Origin of the sequence: Streptomyces fructofermentans, from assembly GCF_014651055.1 — a bacterium.
Taxonomy (GTDB): Bacteria; Actinomycetota; Actinomycetes; order Streptomycetales; family Streptomycetaceae; genus Streptomyces; species Streptomyces fructofermentans.
This window is the reverse complement of record NZ_BMWD01000008.1, coordinates 277,249-302,716: the sequence shown is the minus strand read 5'-3', so window position 1 is coordinate 302,716 and position 25,468 is coordinate 277,249. Positions and strand designations below refer to the sequence as shown.

The following is a 25,468-nucleotide window of genomic DNA, read 5'->3' as shown; positions in this document are numbered from 1 at the left end:
CGTGGGGTGCAGGGAGCGTATCTCGACGTAGGGCCACTGTGACTCCCTTTGGTCACATTGATTGCGCCGACGCACGATCATTCGAAACCGCAGGCTGCCGCATTTGTACCCAATGACCTCCACGGAGTGCACAACTCACAGCACTTTGTGCCCAGTTGCCCGATCATGGGCGGACTGTTCAATCGACAACGACCGAACAACGGAAGCCGGCTTCCGAGGACGCCGCACACAGACATCCGATGTCTGGCGACTGAGAGTCGCCCCGACCGCCCGTGCGCCACCCCGGCGAGGAACCCGCCCCCCGAAGGGCAGGACCTCCCCGCGACGGCACCCGGCCGGAGCCGGGGAAGCCGACGCCGACTCGACGGCGAACCTCGTCACAGGCCGGGACACAGGTATGCATTCACGTCACTTTCCGGACGTGAGCGACACCACGGGAAGTCGTGGAACCCGGAAGATCACCGCCAATCCCCCCGCAGGGCGGCGATGTTCCACCCGCGAGCCCCCGACGGCCGCCCCGCACAGCAAGATCACCTTTGTTCAATCCTGCATGACATGTTGTCAATTGTCCGGATCTCGGCCAACCGGACCCTGGCGGTTTTCCCGCCGCCCCTTACGCCCGATAGGGATACGAATCGTCAACCGAGGCCATTCCGGCGGCATATGCGATCCCGCGTGCCGCCGGCCGACCATGAGGACGTATCCCATGTCCCGTCCCACCCGACGCCGCGCCCTGCGGGGCGCGGCCGCGCTCGCCGTCGGCGGCGGCGCCCTCGCCGCACTCCCCCGTACGACCGCCTCGGCCGCTTCGGCCGCCGCCCACGAGCAGGACGGCCCCGCCCCGTTCGACGAGGTCTACCTCGGCCGCCGAATACAGGGCCGGTCCGGCGGCGGCCACCATCACCACGGCGCCGGATACACCGTGCTCGTGGACGGCGTCGAACTCCACGTGATGCGCAACGCGGACGGGAGCTGGATCAGCGTCGTGAGCCACTACGACCCGGTGCCGAGTCCGCGAGCGGCGGCCCGCGCCGCCGTGGAGGAACTCCGGGGCGCTCCCCTCGTCCCGTTCAACTGACCAGCACCGCAACGGAGTCCGACCGCCATGACCGTACGCAAGAACCAGTCCGCCCTGACCGCCGAGGAGAAGCGCAGGTTCGTCGCCGCCCTCCTGGAGCTGAAGCGCTCAGGACGCTACGACACGTTCGTCACGACCCACAACGCCTTCATCCTCGGTGACACCGACACCGGCGAACGGGTCGGCCACCGCTCGCCCTCGTTCCTGCCCTGGCACCGCAGATTCCTCCTCGAGTTCGAGCGGGCCCTGCAGTCCGTCGACGCCACCGTGGCCCTGCCCTACTGGGACTGGAGCGTCGACCGCACGCCCCGCGCGGCCCTGTGGGCACCGGACTTCCTCGGCGGTACGGGACGATCCGTCGACGGGCGGGTCATGGACGGGGCCTTCGCCGCCTCCACGGGCAACTGGCCCATCTCCGTGCGTGTCGACACCCGGACGTATCTGCGGCGTTCGCTCGGCGGTGGCGGCCGGCCGCTGCCCACTCCGGCGGAGGTCGACTCCGTACTCGCCATGGCGACCTACGACATGCCGCCGTGGAACAGCGGCTCGGACGGGTTCCGCAACCACCTGGAGGGCTGGCGGGGCGTCAATCTGCACAACCGCGTCCATGTCTGGGTGGGGGGCCAGATGGCCACCGGCGTCTCCCCCAACGACCCGGTGTTCTGGCTGCACCACGCGTACATCGACAAGTTGTGGGCCGACTGGCGCCGCAGGCACCCCGGCTCCGGCTACCTGCCGGTCGCCGGCACCCGGGACGTGGTCGACCTCGACGAGCGCATGAAGCCGTGGAACGACTCCACGCCCGCCGAACTGCTCGACCACACCCGCCACTACACCTTCGACACCGCCTGACGGACCGGGCCGGCGACCGGCGACTGAAGGCCGGCGCCCCGTGACCGGTTACCCGTGACCGAGGGGCCGGTGACCGGGTGCGGCGGTGCCGGCGGCACGGGAGGACCGCCGGCACCGCCGCGGGCGGGGCGCCCGACGGCGGGGGGCCGACCGTCGCGCACCACCTCGGGCGGCGGGCCGCCTCCTCCACGGGAGGCGGCCGCCGGGGATCGTCAGCCGCGCCGCGCGTGCAGGGTCCGCGCGACCCTGGGGCCCAGCCAGCGCTTGAGCCGGCGCAGCGCCTCCAGCCGACCGGCCGCGCGGTCGATCCGGTAGTAGAGCTGCGGCGGGACGTAGGGCAGGAGCGGGGAGTGCCGCTGGCCGAGGAGGGCGAACATCTGGGCGGGCGGCAGCCCGATGTAGCGCGGCAGGTTCTCGTACCACTGGGCGCTGTGGCGGGCCGCGCTCTGCACCGACAGCAGCGCGGCCCTGCGTTCGCGCTCGTACGCGTCGAGGGCGGGCGCGAGTTCGGCGCGACCCTGCCCGGTCCGGGCACCCAGGGCCCCGGCCAGCGCGATGGCGTCCTCCAGGGCCAGCGTCGTGCCCGCGCCGATGGAGTAGTGCGTGGTGTGGGCCGCGTCGCCGAGCAGCACGACATTGCCGCGGGACCACGTGCGGTTGGTGAGCGTACGGAAGTTGAGCCACTGCGCGCTGCCGCCGGCCGTCGCGCGGCCGATCAGCCGGTGTCCGTCCAGCGGCCTCGCGAACAGCTTCTCCAGCAGGACGAGCCCTTCCGCCTCGTCGGCGCGGTCGAGCCCGAGGCCGGTCCAGGTCTCCGGCGAGCACTCGACCACGCAGGTGCTCCGGTCCTCGCCGAACCCGTAGCCGTAGAACCAGATCCAGCCGTGCGGCGTCTCCTCGAAGGCGAAGGTGAACGCGTCGAACACCTTCGTGGTGCCCAGCCAGATGTACTTGTTCCGGCCGAGGACGACCTCGGTGCCGAAGTGCTCCGGATGACGCTCGCGCACCCCGCTGTGCACCCCGTCGCCGGCCACGACGAGGTCGGCGTCGGGCAGTTCGGCCCCGTCGGCGATCTCGTCCTCGAACTCGACGCGCACCCCGAGCGCCCGGGCCCGTTCGGCCAGCAGGTCCAGGAGTGTGCGGCGGCCGATGCCGAAGCCCTCGTCGCCGCGGTGGGTCGTCGTGCGGTCGCCGACGTGCGCCCGGCCGTCGCTCCAGCGGACCGAGTTCTCCCGCACGGCCCGCGCCGACTCGGGATCGTGCTCCTCCAGCCTGTCGAGCAGGCTCGCCCAGTACGTCACCCCCCATCCGTAGGTCGAGCCGGCCGGGTTCCGTTCGTGGACGGTGATGTCGTGGCCCGGGTCCTGCCGCTTCATCAGGATGGAGAAGTACAGGCCGGCGGGCCCGCCACCGACGCAGGCGATCTTCACGCGCGCACTCCACTGTTCGCTCAAGGTGATCAATCGACAGCACAGCGTAGGGGTGCGGCGGGTGCCCTCGCGCCCACCGCGCCGCGTGTCGCACCGGCCCGGCGGAGTCGAGCGGCGGAACCTGGGCAGGCGAAGAAGCAGCACTGGGCGAGCCGGGAAAGGGCTCATGGACACCAATACGTGGATTCTGGTACTCGTCGTGGCGGCCGTGCTGGCAGCGGCCCTGCTGGCCGCGGTCGTCCTCATGGTCCGGCTGGTGCGCACCCGCCGCGACCTCCGCCGGGCCGGGCTGCCGACCGGCCCCCGCTGGGTCTTCTGGGGGGCGGTGGCCTACGTCGTCCTGCCGACGGACCTGCTGCCGGACCCCGCCTACTTCGACGACATCGCCGTACTGCTGCTGGCCCTGAGGTCCATGCGCACCTCGTCCGACCCGCTGCGCTGAGGGTCCGCCGGATCTGCTTGGGTGGGTCCGTCGGACACGGACCTCCACCATCGGGACGATCATGCGGGCAGACATCCAGCAAGTCGCCGACGGCATCCATCTGGTGCACGGAAGCAACACCAATTGGGTGATCCTCGGCGAGGGCGACGCCGTCACCCTCGTGGACACCGGCTATCCCGCGGACCGCGAGCGGCTCCTCGCGTCCCTGGCGGCCGTGGGCAGCTCGCCCGAGGCGGTGGCGGCGGTGCTGATCACGCACGCGCACAACGACCACATCGGCTCGGCCGAGCACTTCAGCCGCACGTACGGCACGCCCGTCTACACCCACGCGGCCGAAGTCCCGCACGCGCGCCGGGACTTCCTCCAGCAGGTGACCATCGGGACGGTGGTGCGGAACTCCTGGCGGCCCGGCGTCCTGCCGTGGGCGGTGCACGTCCTGCGCTCCGGCGGCACCGAACACAACCCGGTCGCCGACCCGCGGCCGTTCCCCGGTGAGGGCCCGCTCGATCTGCCCGGCCGTCCCGTTCCCGTGCACACCCCCGGCCACACGGTGGGCCACTGCGCCTTCCATCTGCCGGACGCGGGAGTGGTGATCTCGGGAGACGGGCTGGTCAGCGGGCACGCCACCTCCCGCGCGAAGGGCCCGCAGGTGCTGCCCGTGATGTTCCACCACGACCTCGGCGGCACGCTCGCGTCACTGGACACGTTCGAGTCGCTGACCGGTGACGTCCTGCTGCCCGGGCACGGGCCGGTGCACCGCGGCTCCGTGCGCGAGGCGGCGGCACGGGCCCGGGAGCAGGCGCTCTGAGCCGGCGCCGGACGGCTCCCGCGCCCCTTGCCGGGTCCGGTGACCGCGCAGGGTGCGGGAGCCCGTCACCGGGTCACCAGCGGCTCTCCACCTGCTCCTTGACGCGCCGCTCGTACAGGTCGGAGATCGCCGCGAGCGTCTCGTCCGGGAGCGGCGGCAGCTTCCCGGCAGCCGCGTTCGCGCGGGCCTGCTCGGGCGAACGGGCTCCCGGGATGACCGTGGTCACACCGGGCTGCTGCGTGATCCAGGCGAGCGCCAGCTGCGCCGGGGTGCGGCCGTCCGGCGACAGCGCGGCGAACTCGGCCGCCGCCTCGACACCGGTCGTGTAGTCGACGCCGGAGAAGGTCTCCCCCTGGTCGAAGGCCTCACCGTGCCGGTTGTACGTCCGGTGGTCGTTCTCCGCGAAGACGGTGTCCTTCGTGTACTTGCCGGAGAGCAGTCCGGAGGCGAGGGGGACCCGGGCGATGATGCCGACCCCGGCCTCCAGTGCCGCGGGCAGGACCTGCCGGAGCGGCTTCATACGGAACGGGTTGAGGATGATCTGGACGCTGGCCACACCCGGGCGGGCGATCGCCGTCAGCGCCTCCTCGCAGGTCTCGACGCTCACGCCGTAGGCCGCGATCCGCTCCTCCTCGACGAGGGTGTCGAGGGCGTCGAACACCTCGTCCGCCCGGTAGACGGAGGTCGGCGGGCAGTGCAGCTGCACCAGGTCGATCCGGTCGACTCCGAGATTGCGGCGCGAACGGTCGTTCCAGGCACGGAAGTTGTCGAGGACGTAGTTCTCCGGCAGCTGGTCGACGCGGCGGCCCATCTTCGTCGCGACCAGTACGTGCAGATCGGGCCTGCCCTGCAGGAAGGAGGCGATGGTCGCCTCGCTCCGCCCGTCCCCGTACACGTCGGCCGTGTCGAAGAACGTCACCCCCGCCTCCGCGGCGGCCTCCAGGACCGCCAGGGCCTCCTTGTCGTCCACGTCGCCCCAGTCGGCACCGAGTTGCCACGTGCCGAGTCCGACGACCGATGCGTGCTGTCCTGACCTGCCGAATTCGCGCTCGTCCATGGGACCAGTCTGGCACCCGGCACACGGTGTTCCGGACGCCGACCCCGGGCGGTGCGCCCGTTCAGGCGACGGCCGGGGCGGGAGCCGTCCCGCGAAGCGGTCGGCTCCGGGCCCGGCCAGCGGTTCTCCGTCCACCGCCGGACGCGCGGGTTCCGCGCGCCGGAGGCCGTGCGCGCCGGACCGGCCGCGCGCGCCGCCGTCACAAAGAGAGCCGCCGCGTCCGGGAATTCACTCCTGTCGATGCAACCCGCCCGCGGGTGCGGCGCGTAGAGATGGTGCCGTCGCCGCGTCCGCGGCACGGCATGCACCGGTTCCGCGCACGCGGACTGACAGGGGAGAGCAAGCAGATGAGTTCAGCGATGACGGGCGGGCGCGCGGCGGCACTGGGAGCGGTCCTGCTGTCCGTCCTGGTGGTTCCGGCCCACGGAGCGGCCGCCGACGAGGCCAACACCCGCACCACGAGCGACGGTTCGGCGGCATCCGCCGGACGGCAGGGCGCGGTGGGTGAGCTGCCCGCACCGGACCGGGCGGCGCTGCGCGACGTACTGCGTACGGCGCTCTCGCAGGGGGCGCCCGGCGCGATGGCCCGGGTCGACGACCGCGGCAAGGTCATCAAGGCGGCCGAGGGCGTGGCGGACCGGACCACCCGGCGGGCCATCGCCAACGCCGACCGCTTCCGCGTCGGCAGCGTCACCAAGAGCTTCTCCGCCGTCGTGCTGCTCCAGCTCGTCGACGAGGGCGTGCTCGACCTGGACGCACCGGTCACCAGGTACCTTCCGGGGACCCTGCCCGACGACCGGATCACGGTGCGCCATCTGCTGAGCCACCGCAGTGGACTGTACGACTACACCAACGACATGTTCGCCGCGACGGTCCCGGGCTTCGAGTCCGTGCGCAACAGGGTGTTCACCCCCCAGGAGCTGGTGGACCTGTCCCTGAAGAAGCCGCTCACCGGCACTCCGGGCGCCGCGTACTCCTACTCGAACACCAACTTCGTCGTCGCGGGCATGCTCATCGAGAAGCTGACGGGAACGTCCGTGGCGTCGGCCTACCGGACGCGCGTCATCGCGCCCCTCGGGCTGAAGGACACGGTGTACGTCCACCCGTCCACGGCGATCCCCGGCCGCCACGCCAAGGGGTACCTGACACCGGACGAGGCCGGCGCGCCGCTGGTCGACTCGACCGAGCAGACCGCCTCGTGGGCGCAGGCGGCGGGCGCGGTCATCTCCAGCACCCGTGACCTGAACACCTTCTTCTCGGCCGTGCTGCGCGGCGAACTGACCTCGTCCGCGCAGCTCGCCCAGATGCGGCAGTGGATCCCGGTGAACAGCACCCAGGGGTACGGCCTCGGGCTGCGCCGCCGGGACCTGTCCTGCGGGGTCTCGGTGTACGGCCACACGGGCACCGTGCAGGGCTACTACACGTACGCGTTCACGTCGGCGGACGGCAGGCGCAGCGTGACCGCGCTCGCCAACACGTCCAACAACTCCGCCGTGCTGACCACCATGGCGGGCACCCTGGAGGCCGCGTTCTGCGGCAAGCCGGCCGCCGCGAAGCGCTCGGCGGCGCCCGCCGAGCGGCACGAGGACATCGCGCCGGCGATCACCCGCGACTGACGGCGCGCGGGGCCAGGAACCCGCGCGGTCCCGTGGGACGTTGTTCCGGCAACGTCCCGCGGGGCGTGCTCCCGACCCGGCACCACGACAGGCGGCACCCATGAGCGAGTTGGTTCCCGGAGGCAATCTGCCCCTCCCGGGCGGCACCCTGACCCTCCGGGTCCCCGGCCCGTTCGACGTGTCCGCGCTCATCACGGACGACAGCGGCAAGGTCCGGGGCGACGGCGACTTCGTCTTCTACAACCAGCCGTCCGCGCCCGGGGCGCGGCTGCGGGGCGACACACTGACCGTCGACCCGGCCGCCCTGCGCGCCGGGGCGAGCCGCGTCACCGTCGTCGTCAGTCCCGCCGACCCCGGCACACCGCTGGGCGCGCTGCCCGCGCCGGCCCTGCGGGTCACCGGTCCGGGCGACCGTGTCCTCGCCCGGTTCACCCCGCCGGCCCCGCGGCGGGAGACGCTGCTCCTGCTCGCCGAGATCTACCGCCGCGGTACGGGGTGGAAGCTGCGCGCGCTGGGACAGGGGTACGCGGACGGGCTGGCCGGCATCGCGCGCGACTTCGGGGTGGAGGTCAGCGAGGAGGCGGACGCCGGCGCGGGCACGGTCCCCGCGGCCCCGCAGGCCCGGCGTGGCACGGTCACCACGACGGCCGGCCGGGCGGGGCGGCACGGGGGCGTCCCGGAGACGGACGGCTTCCTCGGCCCGGTGAACGCCGCCCGCGCGGCGACGGGCGCCCCGCCCGTCTCGCTGGACGCCCGGCTCACGGCCGCCGCGCGGGCCCACGCGGCGGGGATGGCCTCGGCCGGCCGCCTGGGGTCGGAGGGTCCGGACGGGATCTCGCTGCACGAGCGCGTCACCTCCGGCGGGTACGCGTACCTCACGGTCGGCGAGCACCTGGTGTCCGGCCCGCGCACCGCGGCCGAGTTCGTGGAGTACTGCCTCTCGGGCGAGCGGTCCCGGCGCACCCTCCAGGACCCGGCGTTCACCGAGGCGGGCGTGGCGTCCGTGCCCGACCACCGCTCGGGCACCCTGTACTGGACGGCGCTGTGGGCCCGTCCGCTCACGGCCGGGGGCCTGGCCGCCACGACGGCCGAGGTCCTGTCGCTCACCAACGCCGAGCGGGCGTCGGCCGGGCTGCCGCCGCTGGCCCCCGATCCGCTGCTGGCCCGCGCGGCGCAGGCGCACAGCGACGACATGGTGGCCCGCTCGTTCTACTCGCACACCTCCCCCGAGGGCAGCGAGCCCTGGCACCGGGCCGCCGCCGCGGGCAGTGCCCGCCGCACGATCGGCGAGAACATCGCCTGCGGCCAGCGCTCCCCCGCCGAGGTCGTGCGCGGCTGGATGGACAGTCCCGGGCACCGCGCCAACATCCTCAAGCCCGCCTTCACCCACCTGGGCGTCGGCTTCGCGGGCGGCGGCCCGGCGGGCACGTACTGGACCCAGCTCTTCGGCGCCTGACGGCATCCGGCGGCGCTGCGCCCGGCCTGGCCCGCCCGTCACGGGCCCTCCCATAACCGCTGGTCAGACGCCCGTTATCGATGATGACAACGGTCACCGCTGCAGCCTTTGCCGATCTCGGCGCGGTGCGCTTCACTGCGGGTGTCGGACACCGCATCAAGGGGGACCCAGATGACGAGCGCGCACCACGACCACGATCACGGGTCGGGCGGGCACGCGGGGCATGCGCACGGCGTGAGCGGGGACGCGGACCGCCGCTGGCTCGCGATCGCCCTGACCCTGATCGCCACCTTCATGGCGGCCGAGGTCGTCATCGGTGTCTACGCCCGCTCGCTCGCCCTGATCTCCGACGCGGCGCACATGCTCACCGACGCCGTGTCCATCGTGCTGGCCCTCGTGGCGATGCGGCTGGCCGCGCGCCCGGCCCGCGGCGGGTTCACGTACGGGCTGAAGCGCGCAGAGATCCTCTCCGCGCAGGCGAACGGGCTGACGCTGCTGCTGCTCGGCGCCTGGCTGGCGTACGAGGCGGTACGGCGTCTGATCGATCCGCCCGAGGTGGAGGGCGGGCTGGTGTTCGTGACGGCCCTGGCGGGGATCGCGGTGAACGTGGCGGCCGCCTGGTGCATCTCGCGGGCGAACCGCGCCTCGCTCAACGTCGAGGGGGCCTACCAGCACATCCTCAACGACCTGTTCGCCTTCGTGGGCACCGCGGTCGCCGGTCTCGTCGTACTGCTGACCGGGTTCGCGCGCGCCGACGCCATCGCCACGCTCGTGGTGGTCGCCCTCATGTTCAAGGCCGGGTACGGGCTCGTACGGGAGTCGGGGCGGATCTTCCTGGAGGCGGCGCCCGCGCACCTGGACCCGGACGCGATCGGCGACCGGCTGGTGAGCCACTCGGACGTCACGGAGGTGCACGACCTGCACGTGTGGACCATCACTTCGGGCCAGCCGGCGCTCTCCGCGCACGTCCTCGTGGACCCCGTCGCGGACTGCCACACCGTGCGCCGGGACCTGGAGAAGGTCCTCCAGGTCGACTACGGGATCGGTCACACCACGCTCCAGGTCGACCACGCGCCCTCGGAGGTCCTGGAACTGCGCTCGGGCACCGGCGGCGACAGGTCGCACTGCGAGGTCGCGCACGGTCCGGTGCACCGCGACGAGCCCCACGCGCACTGAGTCCGCGGCCCGTTCCGCCGGGCGGTACGGGCGTCCTCCCGCCGGCCGGGAGGACGGCTCGCCCCGGCTAGGAGGACGCGGGCACGGGCGAGGGGGAGTCCCGCAGGTTCCGCAGTTCCCCGCCGACGTCGGTCCGCAGGTCGTCGAGGAGCGCGCGCTCGCCGCCGATCGCCCACCGCGGCCCCACGAGGTAGGTGCCGCCGTAGATGGCGGCCGCGTCCAGCCAGGTCTCCTTGAACTTCTCCCGCGGGAACGTCGTGACGATCCACCGGCCGCGCGAGGTGCGGCACACGCCCTCGCGGAGTTCGTCGGCCTCGATGCGGATCTCCGGCTTGCAGCCCGTCAGCTCGGCGATCCTCTCGATCTTCGCCGGTGCCGCCGTGACCCCGCCGGATCCGCTCTCCGGCTCCGCCGGATCGGCCGAGCACCCGAGCAGGAGCGGGCTCAGCAGGGCCGCCGCGGCCAGGCCGAGGGAGCGGGGGCGAGGGCTCGTCACCGTGGGTTCCTTCCAGGACGTGGATCACGTGTCCTGGGTGGTACGTGGTCCGGTGCCCGCCCGTTCAATCGGCGCGGCGAGCCCGGTGGCGCGACGGCCCGCCGCCCGGGAGCGGACGATCCCGGGCGGCCCGGCGGGCGGCGGACCCGCGGGCTTCGCCGAGGGCGGAACGCCGTGCACTCCCCGAACCGCGCCCGGCTTCCTAGGGTGAGGGGGTGAGCAGCCACGTGTCGAACCGAGCCCGTGTCATCCCCCTGCGTCCCGTGCCGGACGAGTCCGCAGGACCCGCGCCGAGGGAGCCGTTGTGGCGGGACGTCGTGGGCGATGTCCTCAGACGCGAGCGGCTCGCCCAGGAGCGGACGCTCAAGGACGTCGCCGAATCGGCCCGCATCTCGATGCCGTACCTGTCCGAGCTCGAACGGGGCCGCAAGGAGGCCTCGTCCGAGGTGCTGGCCGCCGCCGCGCACGCGCTGGGGCTCGGGCTCGCCGACCTCCTGGCCCTGGCGCACCGCAGGCTCGCACGGCCGGCCCCGTCCGCCCGGCCCGTCCCGTCCGCCCGGCCGGTGGGTTCGCGCCCCGCGCCCGGCCGCACCGAGGCGCAGTCCCGGCTCGGCGACATCCGGCTCGCGGCCTGAGGAGGTGCGGCGCCCCGGCTCCCCCGGGGCGCCGCGGTCAGGCGGCCCGGGCCAGCCGCCGTCCGAGGATCTCGTCGGCCAGTCCGTAGGCCACCGCCTCCCGCGCGGTGAACACCTTGTCGCGGTCCATGTCGGCGCGCAGCGTCTCGACGGAGCGGTGCGTGTGCAGGGACAGCACCTCCTCGACCTGGGAGCGGATACGGATCATCTCCTTGGCCCGGAGGCTGAGGTCGGAGACCGTGCCCTGTGTGCCGCCGCTCGCGGGCTGGCCCAGCAGCACCCTGGAGTGCTCCAGGACGAAGCGCCGTCCCGGGTCGCCGCCGGCCAGGAGAACGGCGGCCGTCGAGGCGGCCTGCCCGACGCAGAACGTCGAGATGGGCGCGCTCACGAAACTCATCGTGTCGTAGATGGCCATGAGCGAAGTGAAGGAGCCGCCGGGCGAGTTGAGGTAGATCGCGATCTCCTGTTCGGGTGCCGCGGACTCCAGGTGGAGCAGCTGGGCGATCACGACGTTGGCGACACCGTCGTCGATCTCCGTGCCGAGGAAGACGATCCGCTCGGAGAGCAGCCTGCTGTAGACGTCGTACGCGCGCTCGCCCTGCGGGGTGCGCTCGACGACGTTCGGGATCGTGTACTGGCTCATGTCAGAGTCCCATCCGTCGCTTCGTGGAGGCCGGGCGGATGTCTTCCAGGGACTCGACGACCCTGTCGACCATGCCGTACTCCCTGGCCTGCTCGGCCGTGAACCAGCGGTCGCGGTCGCCGTCGCGGGCGATCGCCTCCTCGCTGCGGCCGGTGTGTTCGGCGGTGATCCGCTCGATGGTCCGCTTGGTGAACTGCAGGTTCTCGGCCTGGATCGCGATGTCCGCGGTGGTGCCGCCGATGCCGGCCGAGGGCTGGTGCATCATGATCCGCGCGTTCGGCAGGGCGTAGCGCTTGCCGGGGGTGCCCACCGTGAGCAGGAACTGGCCCATGCTGGCGGCGAATCCCATGGCGAGGGTCGACACGTCGTTCGGGACGAGTCGCATCGTGTCGTAGATCGCCAGGCCGGCGTGCACGGATCCGCCCGGGCTGTTGATGTAGAGGCCGATGTCGGTGCGGGGGTCCTCCGCGGAGAGGAGGAGCAGTTGGGCGCAGACCCTGTTCGCGGACACCTCGTCGACCTGGGTGCCGAGGAACACGATGCGCTGGTTGAGGAGTTGGCCGGCGAGGTGGTCGTCGAACCGCGACGCGGGCGTCTCCCCCTCCTCAGCCCGGGGCGCCCGGTCGGTGCCGGGGCGGGTGTGCGACCCGGTGCCGCCGGGTCCGGTGCCGAAGGGTGTCATGGGTCCTCCTCGTGGTGGTGCGGCCGTCGTCGCCGCCGTGCCTCCACCCTCGGACCGGGGTGGGCCGTGCGGAAGGAATCTCGGCCCGCAGCAGATTCGCCCTCGGCAGAGCCGTTCGATTCTCATCCCCTCCAGACCTCGGCGAACGCCAACTCGGCGGTCTACATTGCCTGTTGCACCCCCCTTCCGCCCCAGCAGAGCCGGAGCCCAGCACGTGCACCAGGAGCCGACAGCCGCGGAACACCCCTCCCGGGCGGTACTCGACCGCATCGTGACCACCCGGGCGCACACGGCCCGCATCTGGAACTACTGGCTCGGGGGCCGGGACTACTACGAGGTGGACCGGACGACGGGCGACCACATCCGCGGACTGCACCCCGGCATCGACGCGTACGCGCGCGCCGACCGCGCGTTCCTGAACCGCGCGGTGCGGCACCTGGTCACCGACCGCGGCATCACGCAGTTCCTCGACATCGGCACCGGACTGCCCACGGCGGACAACACCCACGAGGCGGCCCAGCGCCTGGTGCCGGAGGCCCGGGTGGTCTACGTGGACAACGATCCGCTCGTGCTGGCCCATGCGCGAGCCCTGCTGACCAGTTCGCCGCAGGGGCTGACCGACTACCTCGACCTGGACCTGCGCGAGGTCGACGCGATCCTCGAACAGGCCTCCCGTACGCTGGACTTGAGCCGCCCGGTGGCGCTGATGCTGCTCGGCGTGGTCATCTTCGTCGAGGACGACGACGAGGCGTACGGCATCGTGCGGCGGCTCATGGCGGGACTCGCGTCCGGCAGCCATCTCGTGCTCTCCCACACCGTCACCCGGCCCGCGACGCCGGACGTGGACGCGGCCGTCGCGTACTGGAACGAGAACGGCACCCCGCGGCTCAAGCAGCGCACGCCCGAGGCGGTCTCCGGGTTCTTCGCGGGGCTCGACGTACTGGACCCCGGTGTCGTCTCCTGCTCGCGCTGGCGGCCGGACCCGGGAGCGGACTCGCAGGAGGTGGCCATGTTCGGCGGGGTGGGCCGCAGGCCCTGACACGGTCGCCGAGCACGGCCGGGTACCGGCAGACGGCAGACGGCAGACGGCAGACGGCGAAACGTGAATCGGGCCACAGAGAGTCTCTGTGGCCCGATTCACGGTGCTGGACGGTGTGTGCCGGCTCACGCTGGGCCGGGGCGGTGTGGCCGGGCTCACGGACGGACTGTTCGCGGGCGGACGGCTCGTGGGAGTGCGACGGGCGGCGGGGCGAAGGCCCCGCGGCTCACGCCGCGTTGGTCGACGTGTGGTCGGCCGGGTCGGACGGGGCGGCCGACCATTCGAGGACCAGCCGCTGGTACGCCCGCCGCTGCTCGCCGCTCAGCGTCCCGCCGCTCCGCAGCCACAGGGCGCGGATCTCCTCGTTGACCTCGGCGGCGGATCGCTGCACGGAGACCCGTGCACGACATTGGGTGGTGGACATGCCGTGAATCATACGGGCCCGGGAGTGAAGACCATGTGAGGAGCACCTGTGACGATGACTACTTACCTGTGACCTTTCCATGGGCGCGGCGGCGGGCGGCCGGAGGCCGGCCGGCCCGCCCCGGGACGTCTGTCAGGTGCCCGGCTTGCGGCCGTACACGTAGACGTCGTCGCCGTTCTTCAGGAGCGACCAGTACGCCTTGGCCTCGGTCTTGGTCATGTTGACGCAGCCGTGGGAGCCGGGCGGGTTCCACATGCTGACGCCCACGGAGTGGAAGGCCTGGCCGCCGTCGAAGAACTGGCTGTAGGGCATCGGCACGTTGTAGATGGACGAGACGTGGTCGATGTGCCGCCAGTAGATCTTCTTCAGGCCCGTGCGGGTCTCGTAGCCGTTGCGGCCGGTGCGCACCGGCACCGGACCTCGGACGAGGGTCTTGCCGTCCTGGATCCAGCTGAGCTGGAGCGTCAGGTTCACGCAGGCGATACGCCCCTTGTTGACGGGGCATTTGCCGTCCTTGTTCGGGTTCTTCCCGACGGCCTTCTGCTTGAGCATCAGATCCATGACGCCCCATGTGACCGGCCCGGCGTAGCCGATGTTCGGGGTGATGCCGTGCTTGGTCTGGAACGCCTTCGTCGCCGCGCAGTCGGCGGCGGACTGCTTGCCGTCGACCGGACGGCCGAGGAACTTCTCGACCTGCTTCTGGTACGGGCCGGCCTGCGTGCTGCAACTCGCGGCCTGGGCCGGGGCCGCGCCGAGCGCGACGGTCAGCGGCGTCACGAGTGCGGTGATCCCGAGCGCGACGACTCCGCGTCTTTTCATGTCCCCCATGGCAGACATTTCCCTTTCGTTCCGTCCATCTCTGCACTGCTAGACAACCGACGGGCGGCCTTGGTTGTGGAGCCGGGCGGGTCGCGACAGAACCGTGACTTTCCCCCTCACCGACCGGTACGGAACGCTCACCCGGTCCGGTGCCGGGTGCGGCGTCCGATCCCCGCCCGGCCCCGGACCCGGCCCCGGGAATCGGTCCAGTCGCCGCGAGGTGGACCGGGCCGCGGCGGGGCTCCGGCGCCTACGCTGCGGATCATGCACCGGACACTCGCCGACGACCTCTCCCGGCTTCCCGAGCTCCTGCAGTCCGCGCGCGACTTCGCGGCCCGCGAGGTGGCGGGGCTCGACGCCCGGCCCGTGGCGCACCTGGGCGGACCGCCCGACGCGGAGCCCCTCCCCGCGGACGGTGTCGGCGCCGAGGGCGCCCTCGCCCGGTTCGCCGAGCGCTGGGCACCGGGCTTCTCCGCCTCCGCCGGACCCCGCTATCTCGGCTTCGTGACGGGCGGCGCGACCCCGGCCGCGCTCACCGGGGACTGGCTGACCGGGGCGTACGACCAGAACTCCGCTGGCGGCGGTGACTCCACGGCGACCGCCCTGGAGCGCGAGACGCTCTCCTGGCTGCGCGAGCTGTTCGGCCTGGGCGACGACCACAGCGGCGCGTTCGTCACGGGCGCGACCGTCTCCAACACCGTCGGGCTCGCGATCGCGCGCGAGTGGCTCGGCGAACGCCTGGGTGTCTCCGTCTCGGAGGAGGGGGCGGGCGCGCTCGGCCCTGTCGACATCCTGTCCGGCAGCCCCCACTCCAGCGTCCCGAAGGCGCTCTCGGTCCTCGGCATCGGACGCGGCCGGCTGCGTACGGTCCCGCTGCTGCCCGGTGGCCGCGAAGCCGTCGACGTCGCGCGGCTGGACGCCGAACTGGAGGCGCTCGACGGCCGTCCGGCCGTCGTCGTGGCCAACGCGGGCACCGTCAACACGGTCGACTTCGACGACCTGCGGGCCATCGCCGCACTCAAGGAGCGCCACGACTTCTGGCTGCACGTGGACGCCGCCTTCGGCGGTTTCGCCGCGCTGTCCCCCTCGTACGCGCATCTCGTCGACGGCCTCGACGCGGCCGACTCGGTCTGCGTCGACCTGCACAAGTGGCTCAACGTCCCCTACGACGCGGCCGTGCAGTTCACCCGCCGCCGCGATCTCCAGGTGCGGGTCTTCCACAACGCGTCCCCGTACCTCGGCGCGCCGACCGGCGAGCCGGACTTCGTGCACCTCACACCGGAGAACTCCCGCCGGCTGCGCGCACTCCCGGCGTGGTTCTCGCTCGCCGCGTACGGCCGCGCGGGGCACCGGGAGATCGTCGAGCGGAACATCGCGCTCGCCCGGCGGCTCGGCGACGGGATCGCGGACGTCCCGGGTCTGCGGCTGCTGGCACCGGTCCGGCTGAACGTCGTGTGCTTCACCCTCGAAGGGGACGCCGGCCGGGAGCGGGTGCACGCGCTGGGCCGGGCCGTCGCCGGGTCCGGCGAGGCGTTCGTGACGCCGACGGTGTTCGAGGGGACGCACGCGCTGCGGGCCGCGTTCAGCAACTGGCGCACGTCCGAGGCCGACACGGACCGCGTGCTCGCCGCCGTGCGGCGCGCGGCGGGCGCCACGGACTCCTGACGCACTCACGCACGGGCGGGCGGGCGCGCCGGTCGCGTCAGTCGGTGGCGGCCGGGCCTCCGGGGGAGACCAGACCGCTCTCGTAGGCGAGCACGACGGCCTGCACCCTGTCCCGCAGGTCCAGTTTCGACAGGATGCGTCCGACATGGGTCTTGACCGTGGTCGGGCTGAGGAACAGCCGTTCCGCGAGTTCCGCGTTGCTGAGGCCGGTCGCCAGGAGGCCGAGCACCTCCAGCTCGCGGGGCGTCAGACCGGACAGATCGCGGCGGAGGGTGGTCTGCGGGGACTCCTGGCGGTGGGCGAAGCGTTCGATCAGCCGACGGGTGATCGTCGGCGCGAGGAGCGCGTCGCCCGACCGGATCAGGCGCACGGCCGCCACCAGGTGCTCCGGGGTGACGTCCTTGAGCAGGAAGCCACTGGCCCCGGCGGTGAGCGCGGCGTACACGTAGTGGTCGAGGTCGTACGTGGTGAGGATGATGACCCGCGTGCCGTCGGAGCCGCCGTCGGCTCCCCCGCCGAGAATGCGCCGGGTGGCCTCGATGCCGTCCATCCGCGGCATCCGGATGTCCATGAGGACGACGTCGGGCCGGGTGCGGCGGACCGCGTCGACCGCCTCGGCCCCGTCGGCCGCCTCCGCCGTCACCTCGATGCCGTCGGCGGCCAGGATCATCCCGAAGCCCGTACGCACCAGGGCCTGGTCGTCCGCGATGACGGCCCGCAGGGGCGGCGCGTTCACACCGCCTCCCAGGGAATCCGGGCGGTGACCCGGTATCCGCCGGTGGGCGTCGGCCCCGCGGTGAGCTCGCCGCCGTACACCGCGAGACGCTCGCGCAGCCCGATGAGGCCCCGGCCGTTGCCGTCCACCTGCGGGGAGTCGCGGACGGCTCCCGTGTCGGTGACCTCGATCTCCAGCCGGGCGTCGGCGTGTGCCACGACGACCGAGGCCTCGGCGCCCGCCGCGTGCTTGATCGTGTTGGTGAGCGCCTCCTGGACGACGCGGTACGCGGTGAGCTCCACCCCCGGCGGGAGCGGCACGGACGGCAGCGACACCGTCAGGCCCACCGGTGTCCCGGCGGCGCGGACCCCTTCGGCGAGGGCGTCGAGCTGTCCGAGGCCGGGCTGCGGCTCCAGCCCGTCCGCGGGACTGTCGGACCTGCCCGCCACCGGCCCCGCGAGCAGCCCCATCACATGGCGCAGCTCGGCCATGGCGGCACGGCCGCCGGCCTCGACCGCGAGCAGCGCCTCCTTGGAGCGCTCCGGGGCGGCGTCCATGACCTTGCGGGCCGCACCCGCCTGAATGACCATCACGCTCACATTGTGGGTGACGACGTCGTGCAGTTCGGCGGCTATCCGGGCACGCTCCTCCGCGACGGCGCGGCGCATGGCCTTCTCCTGGGCCCGCTGCAGCTCCGTGAAGCGGTCCCTGCTGGCCGCGAGCCGCTGCCGTCCCAACCGGGCGAGGCTGGCCAGCACCCCCACGACCAGGAGCACGACAGCGGGGCTCGACCAGCCGGGCAGCACGGGGTCCGACTCCCGGAACGCCGCCCCCGCCAGCACGGCGGCGACCACCAGCCCGGCCAGCGCCCGCATGCGGTGCCGGCTGTGGGTGACCGCGCTGTACGCGCCGATGCTGCAGGTCAGCACGTTGATCCAGGACACGCTGTCGCCGATGGCGAGCGCCGCGGCCAGGACCGCCCCGAACGCGGTCAGCGGATACCTGCGCCGGACCACGAGCGGCAGGGCCGACAGCACGACCAGGACCACGGGCGCGGAGGGGGTGGCCTCCGGTTCGAACCGGACCTCCGGCGGTACGGGCAGGCCCGGCGGCCACGGGGGAGCCTCGGCCTGCCACTGCCCGGGCCCGGACACGCTCCTGGCGCTCATCCGCACCGGCCCGTCGCCCGGGTAGCGCGCGGCGACGACCAGCGCGACGACGGTCAGCACGACGGCCAGCACCACGTCGAGGCGCACCGCCCGGCGGGAGAGCGGGGCGGGCCTCTCCTCCGGCTCGAACGCGTCACGGACGTGCCCACGCCACGTCCCGGGGCGCAGCACGTCGCCCGCCCGCTCACGCCAGGTACCGGGCCCCGGCACCTCGTCCACCGGTCCACCCGCCGCTCTCGGCGGCGGCACGTCGTGCCGCCGCCGTCGCCGCCCCTGCGGCTCCGCCGTCTCCATCCGCACAGTGTGCGGTCCCGCTGCGGTGCTCCGCGTCCGCCCGGACGGTCGACGACCTGCCCGCGGGGCGTACTCCTCGGGGATGACGCCGGGGACGGGTCCTCCGCGGGGAGGGCGGGATGTCGGTGCCCCGGGCGACGCGCCCCGGCGGCGCCCGCCCGTACGTTCACCGGGCCTGCACACGGCATCGGCTCCTCGACCGCGAAGGACGGACACACCCATGACTCAGGTGATCGAACTGAAGGGCGTGGCCAAGCGCTACGGCGGCGCCGACGCCGCCGCTCTCGGACCCGTGGACATCGCCGTCGCCCAGGGCGAGGCCCTCGCCGTGACCGGTCCGTCCGGCAGCGGCAAGTCCACACTGCTCAACCTCGTGGCCGGCCTCGACCGGCCGACCGAGGGGACGGTGACCGTGGCGGGGCAGCGCGTCGACCGGCTGAGCGAGCACGCGCTGGCCCGGTTCCGCCGCGAACGGATCGGCATGGTCTTCCAGTTCTTCAACCTCCTCGACGACCTCACGGTCGCCGACAACATCCGGCTCCCCGCCCAGCTCACCGGAACCGCCCGGCGCACGGCCGCCGCCCGCGCCGACGAGCTGATGGAGGTGCTGGGAATCCAGCGGCACGCCCGCGCGTACCCCGGACGGCTGTCCGGCGGTGAACGTCAACGGGTCGCGGTGGCAAGGGCGTTGATCAACAAGCCCGCCCTGCTGCTCGCCGACGAACCCACCGGCGCCCTGGACACCGCGTCGGGGCAGGAGGTGCGGGAACTGCTCGTGGACCTGCACCGCGGCGGGCAGACCGTCGTCCTGGTCACGCACGACCTGGAACTGGCACGGGCGTGCGCGCAGCGCACGATCCACCTGGTCGACGGGCACGTGGCCGCCGACACGCGGGCGGAGCCCGTCCGATGACCGGCTTCGGCAACGGGGCCCTCGGCCGGGTCGTCCGCTCCGGGGTCGGCAGACGCCGTGTGCAGACACTCGTGATCGCCGTGGCCACGATGATGGCGGTGGCCTCTGCCGTGGTCGCCGGCTCCCTGATGGTCGCCACGAACGCCCCCTTCGACCGCGCCTTCGCGCAGCAGCACGGCGCGCACCTCACCGCGGAGTTCGACCCCGAGAGGGTGAGCGACGACCGGCTCGGAGCGACCGGCGGCCTGTCCGGGGTCACGGCGAGCGCGGGGCCGTTCCCGACCACCACGATCAGTCCGGTGGGCCCGGAGGGCGGGCACATGCCCGCGCTGACGCTGGTGGGACGCCCCGGCCCGAAGAGCGACGTGGACGCGCTCGACCTCAAGTCGGGCCGCTGGGCACGGAAGGCGGGCGAGATCGTGCTGTCCTCGTCGTTCGCCGGCCCGTTCCTCGAACTGGGCTCGACCATGGAGAGTTCGGACGCCCCCGGGGGCCGGACGCTGACCATCGTCGGCTTCGCCATGTCGGCGGGCGACAGCGCCGACCTCTGGGCGACCCCCGCGCAGGTCAGGTCGCTGGTGGCCGAGGACGGCCGGCTCGGCAGCCAGATGCTCTACCGCTTCGACTCAGCGGGGACGAAGGCCGAGATCACCGGTGACCGCAAGAGGCTCGCCGCGGCCGTGCCCTCCGGGGCACTGCTCGGCACCCAGTCGTGGCTGGACACCAAGCGGGCCGCCGACCAGGGCGCGGCGGCGACCATCCCCTTCCTGTTCGCGTTCGGTGTGCTCGGCATCGTGATGTCGGTGATCATCGTCGGCAGTGTCATCAGCGGCGCCGTCGGCACCGGACTGCGGCGGATCGGCATCCTCAAGGCCATCGGCTTCACACCGCGCGAGGTCGTACGGGCCTATGTGGCACAGGCGTTGATCCCGGCCGGGGTCGGCATCGGCCTGGGAGTCGTGCTCGGCAACGTGCTCGCGGTGCCCCTGCTGGAGGACACCGAGTCCGTGTACGGCACCGCGTCGCTCTCGGTGGCGTGGTGGGTGGACGTCGTGGTGCCGGCCGGCGCGCTGCTCGTCGTCGGCGTCGCGGCCCTGGTGCCGGCGCTGCGGGCCGGGAGGCTGCGTACGGTCGACGCCATCGCGGTCGGCAGGGCTCCGCGGACGGACCGCGGCCAGTGGGCGCACCGGGCGGCGGGGCGGCTTCCGCTGCCGAGGCCCGTCACGTACGGCCTCGCGAGTCCGTTCGCGCACCCCGTCCGGGCGATCGCGATGGTGCTCGCGGTGGCCTTCGGGACGGTCGCCGCGACGTTCGCGGTGGGGCTGACGCAGTCCCTCAACGCGGTCGCCGCCGCGCAGGACCCCGAGGACCGCGCCGACGTGACCGCGATCAGCGGCGGGCCGGGCGGCGGCGGGAACGCCGGGCCCGTACGGACGGAGAAGCACCGCGGACCGGCGTCCGGCGGCCAGGAGCAGCCGGCGCCCGCCGACCCGGAGCGGGTCCGCGCCGCCGTCGCCGCGCAGCCCGGCACCGCCTCGTACTACGGCGTGGCACAGGGCGACGGCTCCGTGGCCGGGGTCGCCGGCTCCGTGCGGATCAGGCTGTACCAGGGCGATTCCGGCCCCGGGAGCTTCGAGATGATCTCCGGGCACTGGATCACCGGGCGGGGCCAGGTCGTGGTGTCCACGCAGTTCCTGGAGGCGACCGGCAACCGGGTCGGCGACACCGTGCGGGTGACTTTCGAGAAGGAGTCGCAGCGGCTGCGGATCGTCGGCGAGGCCTTCGACACGTCGGACGACGGGATGCGGGTCCACGCGGATCTCGGCAGTTTCGCGACCGCGGAACCCGGGGTCTTCCTCATCGAGGTCGAACCGGGCGTCTCACCGGCCGCGTACGCGGCGGAACTCGCCGAGGTGGTGCGTCCGTTGGGCGGGGACGCCATCGCCGACTTCGCCGGAAGGGGGGAGAGCATGATCCTCGTCCTGGAGGCGATGGCGGTGCTGCTGACCCTGATGCTGGTGTCCGTGGCGGGCCTCGGCGTGCTGAACTCCGTCGTCCTCGACACCCGCGAACGCGTCCACGACCTGGGGGTGTGCAAGGCGCTCGGCATGTCGCCGCGGCAGACCGTGGTCCTCGTGCTCGCCTCGGTGACCGGGATCGGCGTACTCGGCGGACTGGCCGGCGTCCCCGCCGGGTTCGCGCTGCACGGTTACGTACTGCCCGTGATGGGATCGGCCGCGGGCACCGGGCTGCCCCCGTCGGTCCTCGACGTGTACGACACCTGGCAGCTCGCGCTGCTGGGCCTGGCCGGGCTGCTCGTCGCCCTGCTCGGCGCGCTGCTCCCGGCCGGCTGGGCCGCGAAGGTCCGCACGGCCACGGCTCTGCGCACGGAGTGACGGGGCGGGGTGGGCGCGCGGGCGGGCGTGCGGGCGTGCGGGCGTGCGGGCGTGCGGGCGTGCGGGCGTGCGGGCGTGCGGCACGGTCCAGCGGGGGGCACCGACCCCGTACGTCCACCCCCGCATGCCCGTCTCCGCAGGACGGGACGGCTGCGCCCGCCGGGCGCGCCCGCCCGGTGGACCGGATGCCCGCCCGTCGCCACCCGGCGGTCCGGGTCGCCCGCGCGGCGGCGGGCTCACTCGCCCGCGTACGCCTTCTCCAGTTCCGCGATGTCCAGCTTGGACATCTCGAGCATCGCCTTGGTGGCCCGGGCCGCCTTCTCCGGGTCCGGGTCGCCGATCAGCTCGTACAGCCTGCTCGGGACGACCTGCCAGGACACGCCGAACCGGTCCTTGAGCCAGCCGCAGGGGCCCGTCTCGCCTCCGCCCTCGCTGAGCACGGCCCAGTAGTGGTCCACCTCGGCCTGGTCCTCGCAGTGGATCTGGAACGACACGGCCTCGCTGAACGTGAACTGGGGGCCGCCGTTCAGCCCGACGAACTTCTGGCCGTTGGCCTCGAACTCGACCGTCATCACGGCACCGGGCTCGCCGTATCCCGCCTCGTTGTAGCGTTCGACGCGGCCGAGGCGGGAGTTCTTGAAGACCGAGACGTAGAACGCGGCGGCGTCCTCGGCCTGGTTGTCGAACCAGAGACACGTGGTGAAACCGTCGGCTGCCATGGGAACCTCCTGGGCCGGAGTCCCGGCCGGGAGGCCGGGCGGAACGTGCTGTCGTCCCTTTGGACCGATCCTCGCCCCGAAACTCATCGGTGTCCCGGGCAGCGGCTCCGGCGGCCGCCCTACGAGTGACCGCCTGCCACCCATCCCGCCGGTCCCTCCCGACGGCTCCGTCCCCCGCGCCCCCTCGCGGGACCGCGCGCGACGGAACTAGCATGGTCGGCCATGACATCCCGGACACGGCCATGGGCCGGTGCCGCGTGACGTCCTTGCGCGGCACGTTCGACGAGGACGCCGAGCGCTACGACCGGGCGCGGCCCGCCTATCCGCCCGCCCTGGTACGGGCGCTCGCGGAGCGGACCGGTCTGGGTCCGGACAGCCGGGTCCTCGAAGTGGGCCCGGGAACGGGACAGTTGACCGTGCCCCTGGCCGAGTGGGGCTGCCGGATCACCGCCGTGGAACTCGGTCCGTCACTCGCGGCCGTCGCGCGGCGCAGACTGCGGGCGTTCCCCCGCGCGCATGTCGAGGTGGCCGACTTCGAGCGGTGGCCCCTGCCGGACGAGCCCTTCGACGTGATGGCGGCCGCGACGGCGTTCCACTGGCTCACGCCCGGGACAGGGCTCGACAGGGCGGCGCGGGCGCTCCGGCCCGGCGGCACGCTCGCGCTCGTCACGACCCACCATGTGGCGGGCGGGAGCGGCGACTTCTTCCGCGAGGTCCAGGAGTGCTACGAGCGCTGGGACCCGGCCACCCCGCCCGGGCTCCGGCTGGTCGGCGAGGACAGGACGGCCACGGACACCGCGGAACTGGCGGAACTGGCGGAACTCGGACCGGTCGAGTCGCTGCGGTTCCCGAGGGAGATCACTTACACGGCCCGGGACTACATCGACGTCCTGCTGACGTACTCGGGACACCGCGCGCTCGAACCGGCCGCCCGCCGCGGCCTGCTGGACGACATCCGGGAGCTGATCGACACCCGTCACGGGGGCTCGGTCACGAAGCGGTACCTGCACGAACTGCTCCTGGTCCGCAACGACGGGACCCGCTGACCGGCCACCGGGCGGCCCGGACCGCCGGGCAACGGGGGGCCGTTGCCCCCGCCGCGCGACGGGGCGCCGCCCGGGGGCTCACCACGGGGAACCGTCAGCCCGCCGCAGCCCCAGCCTGCGGTGCACGGCCTCCGGGTCGACGGTGCGCGCGGTGGCGTACGCGTCCACGAACACACGGCCTGGTGCCGTGCGGCCGCCATGCGGCGAAGCCGGGTTCGGCGACCGGTGGGGCGCCCGGGTGCGGCCGACCCCGGCGGGGGCGACGGCTCGGGCTGCCGGCGTCCGCCCCCGGCGGGAGCACGGGTGCCGGGGTGATCCGGGTACTCGCGGGCCGGCGGCGGTGCCACGGCTTGCGGCGCGCGAGCCTACGGCCCCCGACCGCCGGACGCGCCCCTCCCCGGACGCCGGGTCCGAGGAGGGGCCGGGGCGTGCGGGGTCAGAGTCCCGGGGACGTGGCGGCCGACTCCGGGACCGAATCGCCCGAGGCGGTCTGTGTCGTCACACCCGACGATCCGCCGTCGGGTGCCGGTGCCGACGAGTCGGAGGCCGGGGGCTCGGGCGACGGCGGCTCGGACTTCTCCGAGGGGGCGGAAGTCGGCGGGGACGTCGAGGAGTCCGAGGGCTTCGACGGCTTCGACGGCTTCGAGGGGCAGGGCTTCGCTCCGTCGCGCGGCTTCTCGCCTTCCTTCACGCACGGCGACGTCGAGTCCGACGGGGACGTGGAACTCACGGACGGGGAGGGCCGGTCCGGCGGCGGGTCGGTCTTCTTGTCCTTGTCGCCGGTGTCGCCCTTCTCCCGGCCGAACCATTCGTCGCTCTCCGGGTCGTACATGACGAAGACGTCGACGACCTGGGGCGCGGGCGTGACCACGACGACGTTGGCCGGGTCGTACGACGCCCAGGAGTCGCCCGTCCTCTTGGGCGTGCTCTTGAGCGCCACGGGCGGCAGCAGCGGGTTGCCGCACGCGCAGCGCACCCGGGGCACACCCCGGTCGTCGACCAGGACGGCGGTGCCGGTCTGGAGGACGGCCTGGTAGCTGGTGGCCTTGCCGTCGCGGTATCCGTGGTTGGTGACCCGGGTGTCCATCCGCAGCTGCACGGGGGTGAGCGAGCGCAGGTACGCGGGGACGTCGCCGGGCTGGAGTTCCAGGACCGAGGCGAACGCCTGGTTCTTGGCGGGGGCGTCCTGGAGGGCGGAGATCTGCTTCTCCACGTCGCAGCTGGCCACGTTGCGCGTACCGCCGTAGAGACCGGGTGCCGACCCCTCGACGCCGCGCGTCACGTTGCCCGAGTCCGGGGTGTCCACGGGCGAGGGTGTCACGGGCTCGGTGGAGCTCTTCTCGGCCGTCGACTCGGTGAACGGGTCGGGGCCCGTCTTGCTCGCGGCCTGGAGGAAGACCTCGCCGCCCGCCTCCGAACCGCCGTCGTCGGGGCGGGTGAGGACGACGATCAGGACCACCGCGGCCACCACGGCCGTGGCGATGAGGGCGATCCGCGGGATCGACTTCCACCAGGGCCGTTCGGGTCCTCCGCCGGAGCCCCGGGCCGGCCCGTCGGGACCGTCCGGTCCACCGGGGCCGCCCGGGCCTCCGCCCATGGGACCGGACGGGCCTCCGCCGGAACCGCCGGCCGGGGGCGACGACGGGGTGCCGCCGCCCGGGGGCGGCGTGGGATGGGGCCGGGTCGGCCCCGACAGGGGGCCGGACGGCGGTCCGGTCGGACGGTCGGAGGACGGCGGTTCGACGCTCACGGGCTCTTCTTCCCTGCGTAGGGATTCCGCGGCACTTATGAAGGTTGGCGCCGCTTTGTTCCACGACGAGCCCATTGTGTGCTCCGATCCCGCACCACTCGCAAGCCGACGCCGGTCGGCCCACCCGACGGGCGCGCCGGCGCGGGCC

General features: G+C 73.4%; 24 protein-coding genes. 13 read left to right on the top strand and 11 right to left on the bottom strand.

The features are described from left to right. Positions 1 to 706 precede the first annotated feature (706 nt). Both melC1 and melC2 read left to right on the top strand, forming a co-directional pair. Positions 707 to 1,078, top strand: coding sequence for an apotyrosinase chaperone MelC1 (gene melC1 / locus IE265_RS14570; RefSeq protein WP_190035940.1), 372 nt, complete (start codon positions 707 to 709; stop codon positions 1,076 to 1,078). A gap of 27 nt (positions 1,079 to 1,105) precedes the next feature. Further along, complete coding sequence (gene melC2 / locus IE265_RS14565; RefSeq protein WP_190035939.1) at positions 1,106 to 1,930, top strand: tyrosinase MelC2; 825 nt, start codon at positions 1,106 to 1,108, stop codon at positions 1,928 to 1,930. A 212-nt stretch (positions 1,931 to 2,142) separates the two neighbouring features. Here the strand turns inward: melC2 and IE265_RS14560 are convergent, their stop codons facing one another. Beyond that, positions 2,143 to 3,360 carry an FAD-dependent monooxygenase gene (locus IE265_RS14560; RefSeq protein ID WP_190035983.1) on the bottom strand — a complete coding sequence of 406 codons (1,218 nt, stop codon included), beginning with the start codon at positions 3,358 to 3,360 and terminating at the stop codon, positions 2,143 to 2,145. A gap of 166 nt (positions 3,361 to 3,526) precedes the next feature. Between IE265_RS14560 and IE265_RS14555 the strand changes: the two genes are divergently transcribed. Together IE265_RS14555 and IE265_RS14550 are read left to right on the top strand one after the other, a co-directional pair. Beyond that, on the top strand, positions 3,527 to 3,802 hold the full coding sequence (locus IE265_RS14555; RefSeq protein WP_190035938.1) for a YkvA family protein: 276 nt from the start codon (positions 3,527 to 3,529) through the stop codon (positions 3,800 to 3,802). 61 nt (positions 3,803 to 3,863) lie between these two features. Beyond that, positions 3,864 to 4,610, top strand: coding sequence for an MBL fold metallo-hydrolase (locus IE265_RS14550; RefSeq protein ID WP_190035937.1), 747 nt, complete (start codon positions 3,864 to 3,866; stop codon positions 4,608 to 4,610). 73 nt (positions 4,611 to 4,683) lie between these two features. Here the strand turns inward: IE265_RS14550 and IE265_RS14545 are convergent, their stop codons facing one another. After that, positions 4,684 to 5,667, bottom strand: a complete 984-nt coding sequence (locus tag IE265_RS14545; protein WP_190035936.1) for an aldo/keto reductase — start codon at positions 5,665 to 5,667, stop codon at positions 4,684 to 4,686. A 347-nt stretch (positions 5,668 to 6,014) separates the two neighbouring features. Here IE265_RS14545 and IE265_RS14540 point away from each other — a divergent pair, with 347 nt between their 5' ends. From IE265_RS14540 to IE265_RS14530, 3 genes are all read left to right on the top strand, one after another. Continuing rightward, on the top strand, positions 6,015 to 7,283 hold the full coding sequence (locus tag IE265_RS14540) for a serine hydrolase domain-containing protein (protein ID WP_190035935.1): 1,269 nt from the start codon (positions 6,015 to 6,017) through the stop codon (positions 7,281 to 7,283). A 100-nt stretch (positions 7,284 to 7,383) separates the two neighbouring features. Further along, on the top strand, positions 7,384 to 8,739 hold the full coding sequence (locus tag IE265_RS14535; RefSeq protein WP_190035934.1) for a CAP domain-containing protein: 1,356 nt from the start codon (positions 7,384 to 7,386) through the stop codon (positions 8,737 to 8,739). Positions 8,740 to 8,910: 171 nt separating this feature from the next. Then, the gene (locus tag IE265_RS14530) at positions 8,911 to 9,915 is read left to right on the top strand and encodes a cation diffusion facilitator family transporter (protein WP_190035933.1); all 1,005 of its coding nucleotides are present in this window, start codon (positions 8,911 to 8,913) and stop codon (positions 9,913 to 9,915) included. Between the two features lie 67 nt (positions 9,916 to 9,982). Here the strand turns inward: IE265_RS14530 and IE265_RS14525 are convergent, their stop codons facing one another. Then, positions 9,983 to 10,411, bottom strand: coding sequence for a hypothetical protein (locus IE265_RS14525; protein ID WP_190035932.1), 429 nt, complete (start codon positions 10,409 to 10,411; stop codon positions 9,983 to 9,985). Between the two features lie 215 nt (positions 10,412 to 10,626). Between IE265_RS14525 and IE265_RS14520 the strand changes: the two genes are divergently transcribed. Next, positions 10,627 to 11,046 carry a helix-turn-helix domain-containing protein gene (locus IE265_RS14520; protein WP_190035931.1) on the top strand — a complete coding sequence of 140 codons (420 nt, stop codon included), beginning with the start codon at positions 10,627 to 10,629 and terminating at the stop codon, positions 11,044 to 11,046. Between the two features lie 37 nt (positions 11,047 to 11,083). On the opposite strand, the gene IE265_RS14515 is transcribed toward IE265_RS14520, so the two are convergent. Both IE265_RS14515 and IE265_RS14510 read right to left on the bottom strand, forming a co-directional pair. Continuing rightward, on the bottom strand, positions 11,084 to 11,689 hold the full coding sequence (locus tag IE265_RS14515; protein ID WP_190035930.1) for a ClpP family protease: 606 nt from the start codon (positions 11,687 to 11,689) through the stop codon (positions 11,084 to 11,086). Between the two features lies 1 nt (position 11,690). Continuing rightward, positions 11,691 to 12,371, bottom strand: coding sequence for an ATP-dependent Clp protease proteolytic subunit (locus IE265_RS14510; protein ID WP_190035929.1), 681 nt, complete (start codon positions 12,369 to 12,371; stop codon positions 11,691 to 11,693). A 214-nt stretch (positions 12,372 to 12,585) separates the two neighbouring features. Between IE265_RS14510 and IE265_RS14505 the strand changes: the two genes are divergently transcribed. After that, on the top strand, positions 12,586 to 13,410 hold the full coding sequence (locus tag IE265_RS14505; RefSeq protein WP_229916185.1) for an SAM-dependent methyltransferase: 825 nt from the start codon (positions 12,586 to 12,588) through the stop codon (positions 13,408 to 13,410). Positions 13,411 to 13,636: 226 nt separating this feature from the next. Here the strand turns inward: IE265_RS14505 and IE265_RS14500 are convergent, their stop codons facing one another. Further along, complete coding sequence (locus tag IE265_RS14500; protein WP_190035927.1) at positions 13,637 to 13,846, bottom strand: hypothetical protein; 210 nt, start codon at positions 13,844 to 13,846, stop codon at positions 13,637 to 13,639. Positions 13,847 to 13,966: 120 nt separating this feature from the next. Then, positions 13,967 to 14,662: a L,D-transpeptidase family protein gene (locus IE265_RS14495; protein WP_190035926.1), complete on the bottom strand. Its 696-nt coding sequence runs from the start codon at positions 14,660 to 14,662 to the stop codon at positions 13,967 to 13,969. Positions 14,663 to 14,917: 255 nt separating this feature from the next. Here IE265_RS14495 and IE265_RS14490 point away from each other — a divergent pair, with 255 nt between their 5' ends. Beyond that, complete coding sequence (locus IE265_RS14490) at positions 14,918 to 16,318, top strand: pyridoxal phosphate-dependent decarboxylase family protein (RefSeq protein WP_190035925.1); 1,401 nt, start codon at positions 14,918 to 14,920, stop codon at positions 16,316 to 16,318. A 37-nt stretch (positions 16,319 to 16,355) separates the two neighbouring features. On the opposite strand, the gene IE265_RS14485 is transcribed toward IE265_RS14490, so the two are convergent. Further along, positions 16,356 to 17,066, bottom strand: coding sequence for a response regulator (locus tag IE265_RS14485; RefSeq protein ID WP_190035982.1), 711 nt, complete (start codon positions 17,064 to 17,066; stop codon positions 16,356 to 16,358). Further along, positions 17,051 to 18,496: a sensor histidine kinase gene (locus IE265_RS14480; protein WP_190035924.1), complete on the bottom strand. Its 1,446-nt coding sequence runs from the start codon at positions 18,494 to 18,496 to the stop codon at positions 17,051 to 17,053. Before IE265_RS14480 ends, IE265_RS14485 begins: the two co-directional genes overlap by 16 nt. A 220-nt stretch (positions 18,497 to 18,716) precedes the next feature. On the opposite strand from IE265_RS14480, the gene IE265_RS14475 reads away from it, so the two are divergent. Both IE265_RS14475 and IE265_RS14470 read left to right on the top strand, forming a co-directional pair. After that, the gene (locus IE265_RS14475) at positions 18,717 to 19,409 is read left to right on the top strand and encodes an ABC transporter ATP-binding protein (protein WP_190035923.1); all 693 of its coding nucleotides are present in this window, start codon (positions 18,717 to 18,719) and stop codon (positions 19,407 to 19,409) included. Continuing rightward, positions 19,406 to 21,805, top strand: a complete 2,400-nt coding sequence (locus tag IE265_RS14470; RefSeq protein ID WP_190035922.1) for an FtsX-like permease family protein — start codon at positions 19,406 to 19,408, stop codon at positions 21,803 to 21,805. The genes IE265_RS14475 and IE265_RS14470 overlap by 4 nt, the downstream gene beginning before the upstream one ends. Positions 21,806 to 22,041: 236 nt before the next feature. Here the strand turns inward: IE265_RS14470 and IE265_RS14465 are convergent, their stop codons facing one another. Then, entirely contained in the window at positions 22,042 to 22,524 is a 483-nt protein-coding gene (locus tag IE265_RS14465) for a VOC family protein (RefSeq protein WP_190035921.1), read from the bottom strand. A 212-nt stretch (positions 22,525 to 22,736) separates the two neighbouring features. Between IE265_RS14465 and IE265_RS14460 the strand changes: the two genes are divergently transcribed. Then, positions 22,737 to 23,570 carry a class I SAM-dependent methyltransferase gene (locus IE265_RS14460; RefSeq protein WP_229916183.1) on the top strand — a complete coding sequence of 278 codons (834 nt, stop codon included), beginning with the start codon at positions 22,737 to 22,739 and terminating at the stop codon, positions 23,568 to 23,570. Positions 23,571 to 24,006: 436 nt separating this feature from the next. On the opposite strand, the gene IE265_RS14455 is transcribed toward IE265_RS14460, so the two are convergent. Beyond that, positions 24,007 to 25,320: a DUF6777 domain-containing protein gene (locus tag IE265_RS14455; protein WP_190035920.1), complete on the bottom strand. Its 1,314-nt coding sequence runs from the start codon at positions 25,318 to 25,320 to the stop codon at positions 24,007 to 24,009. Positions 25,321 to 25,468 lie beyond the last annotated feature (148 nt).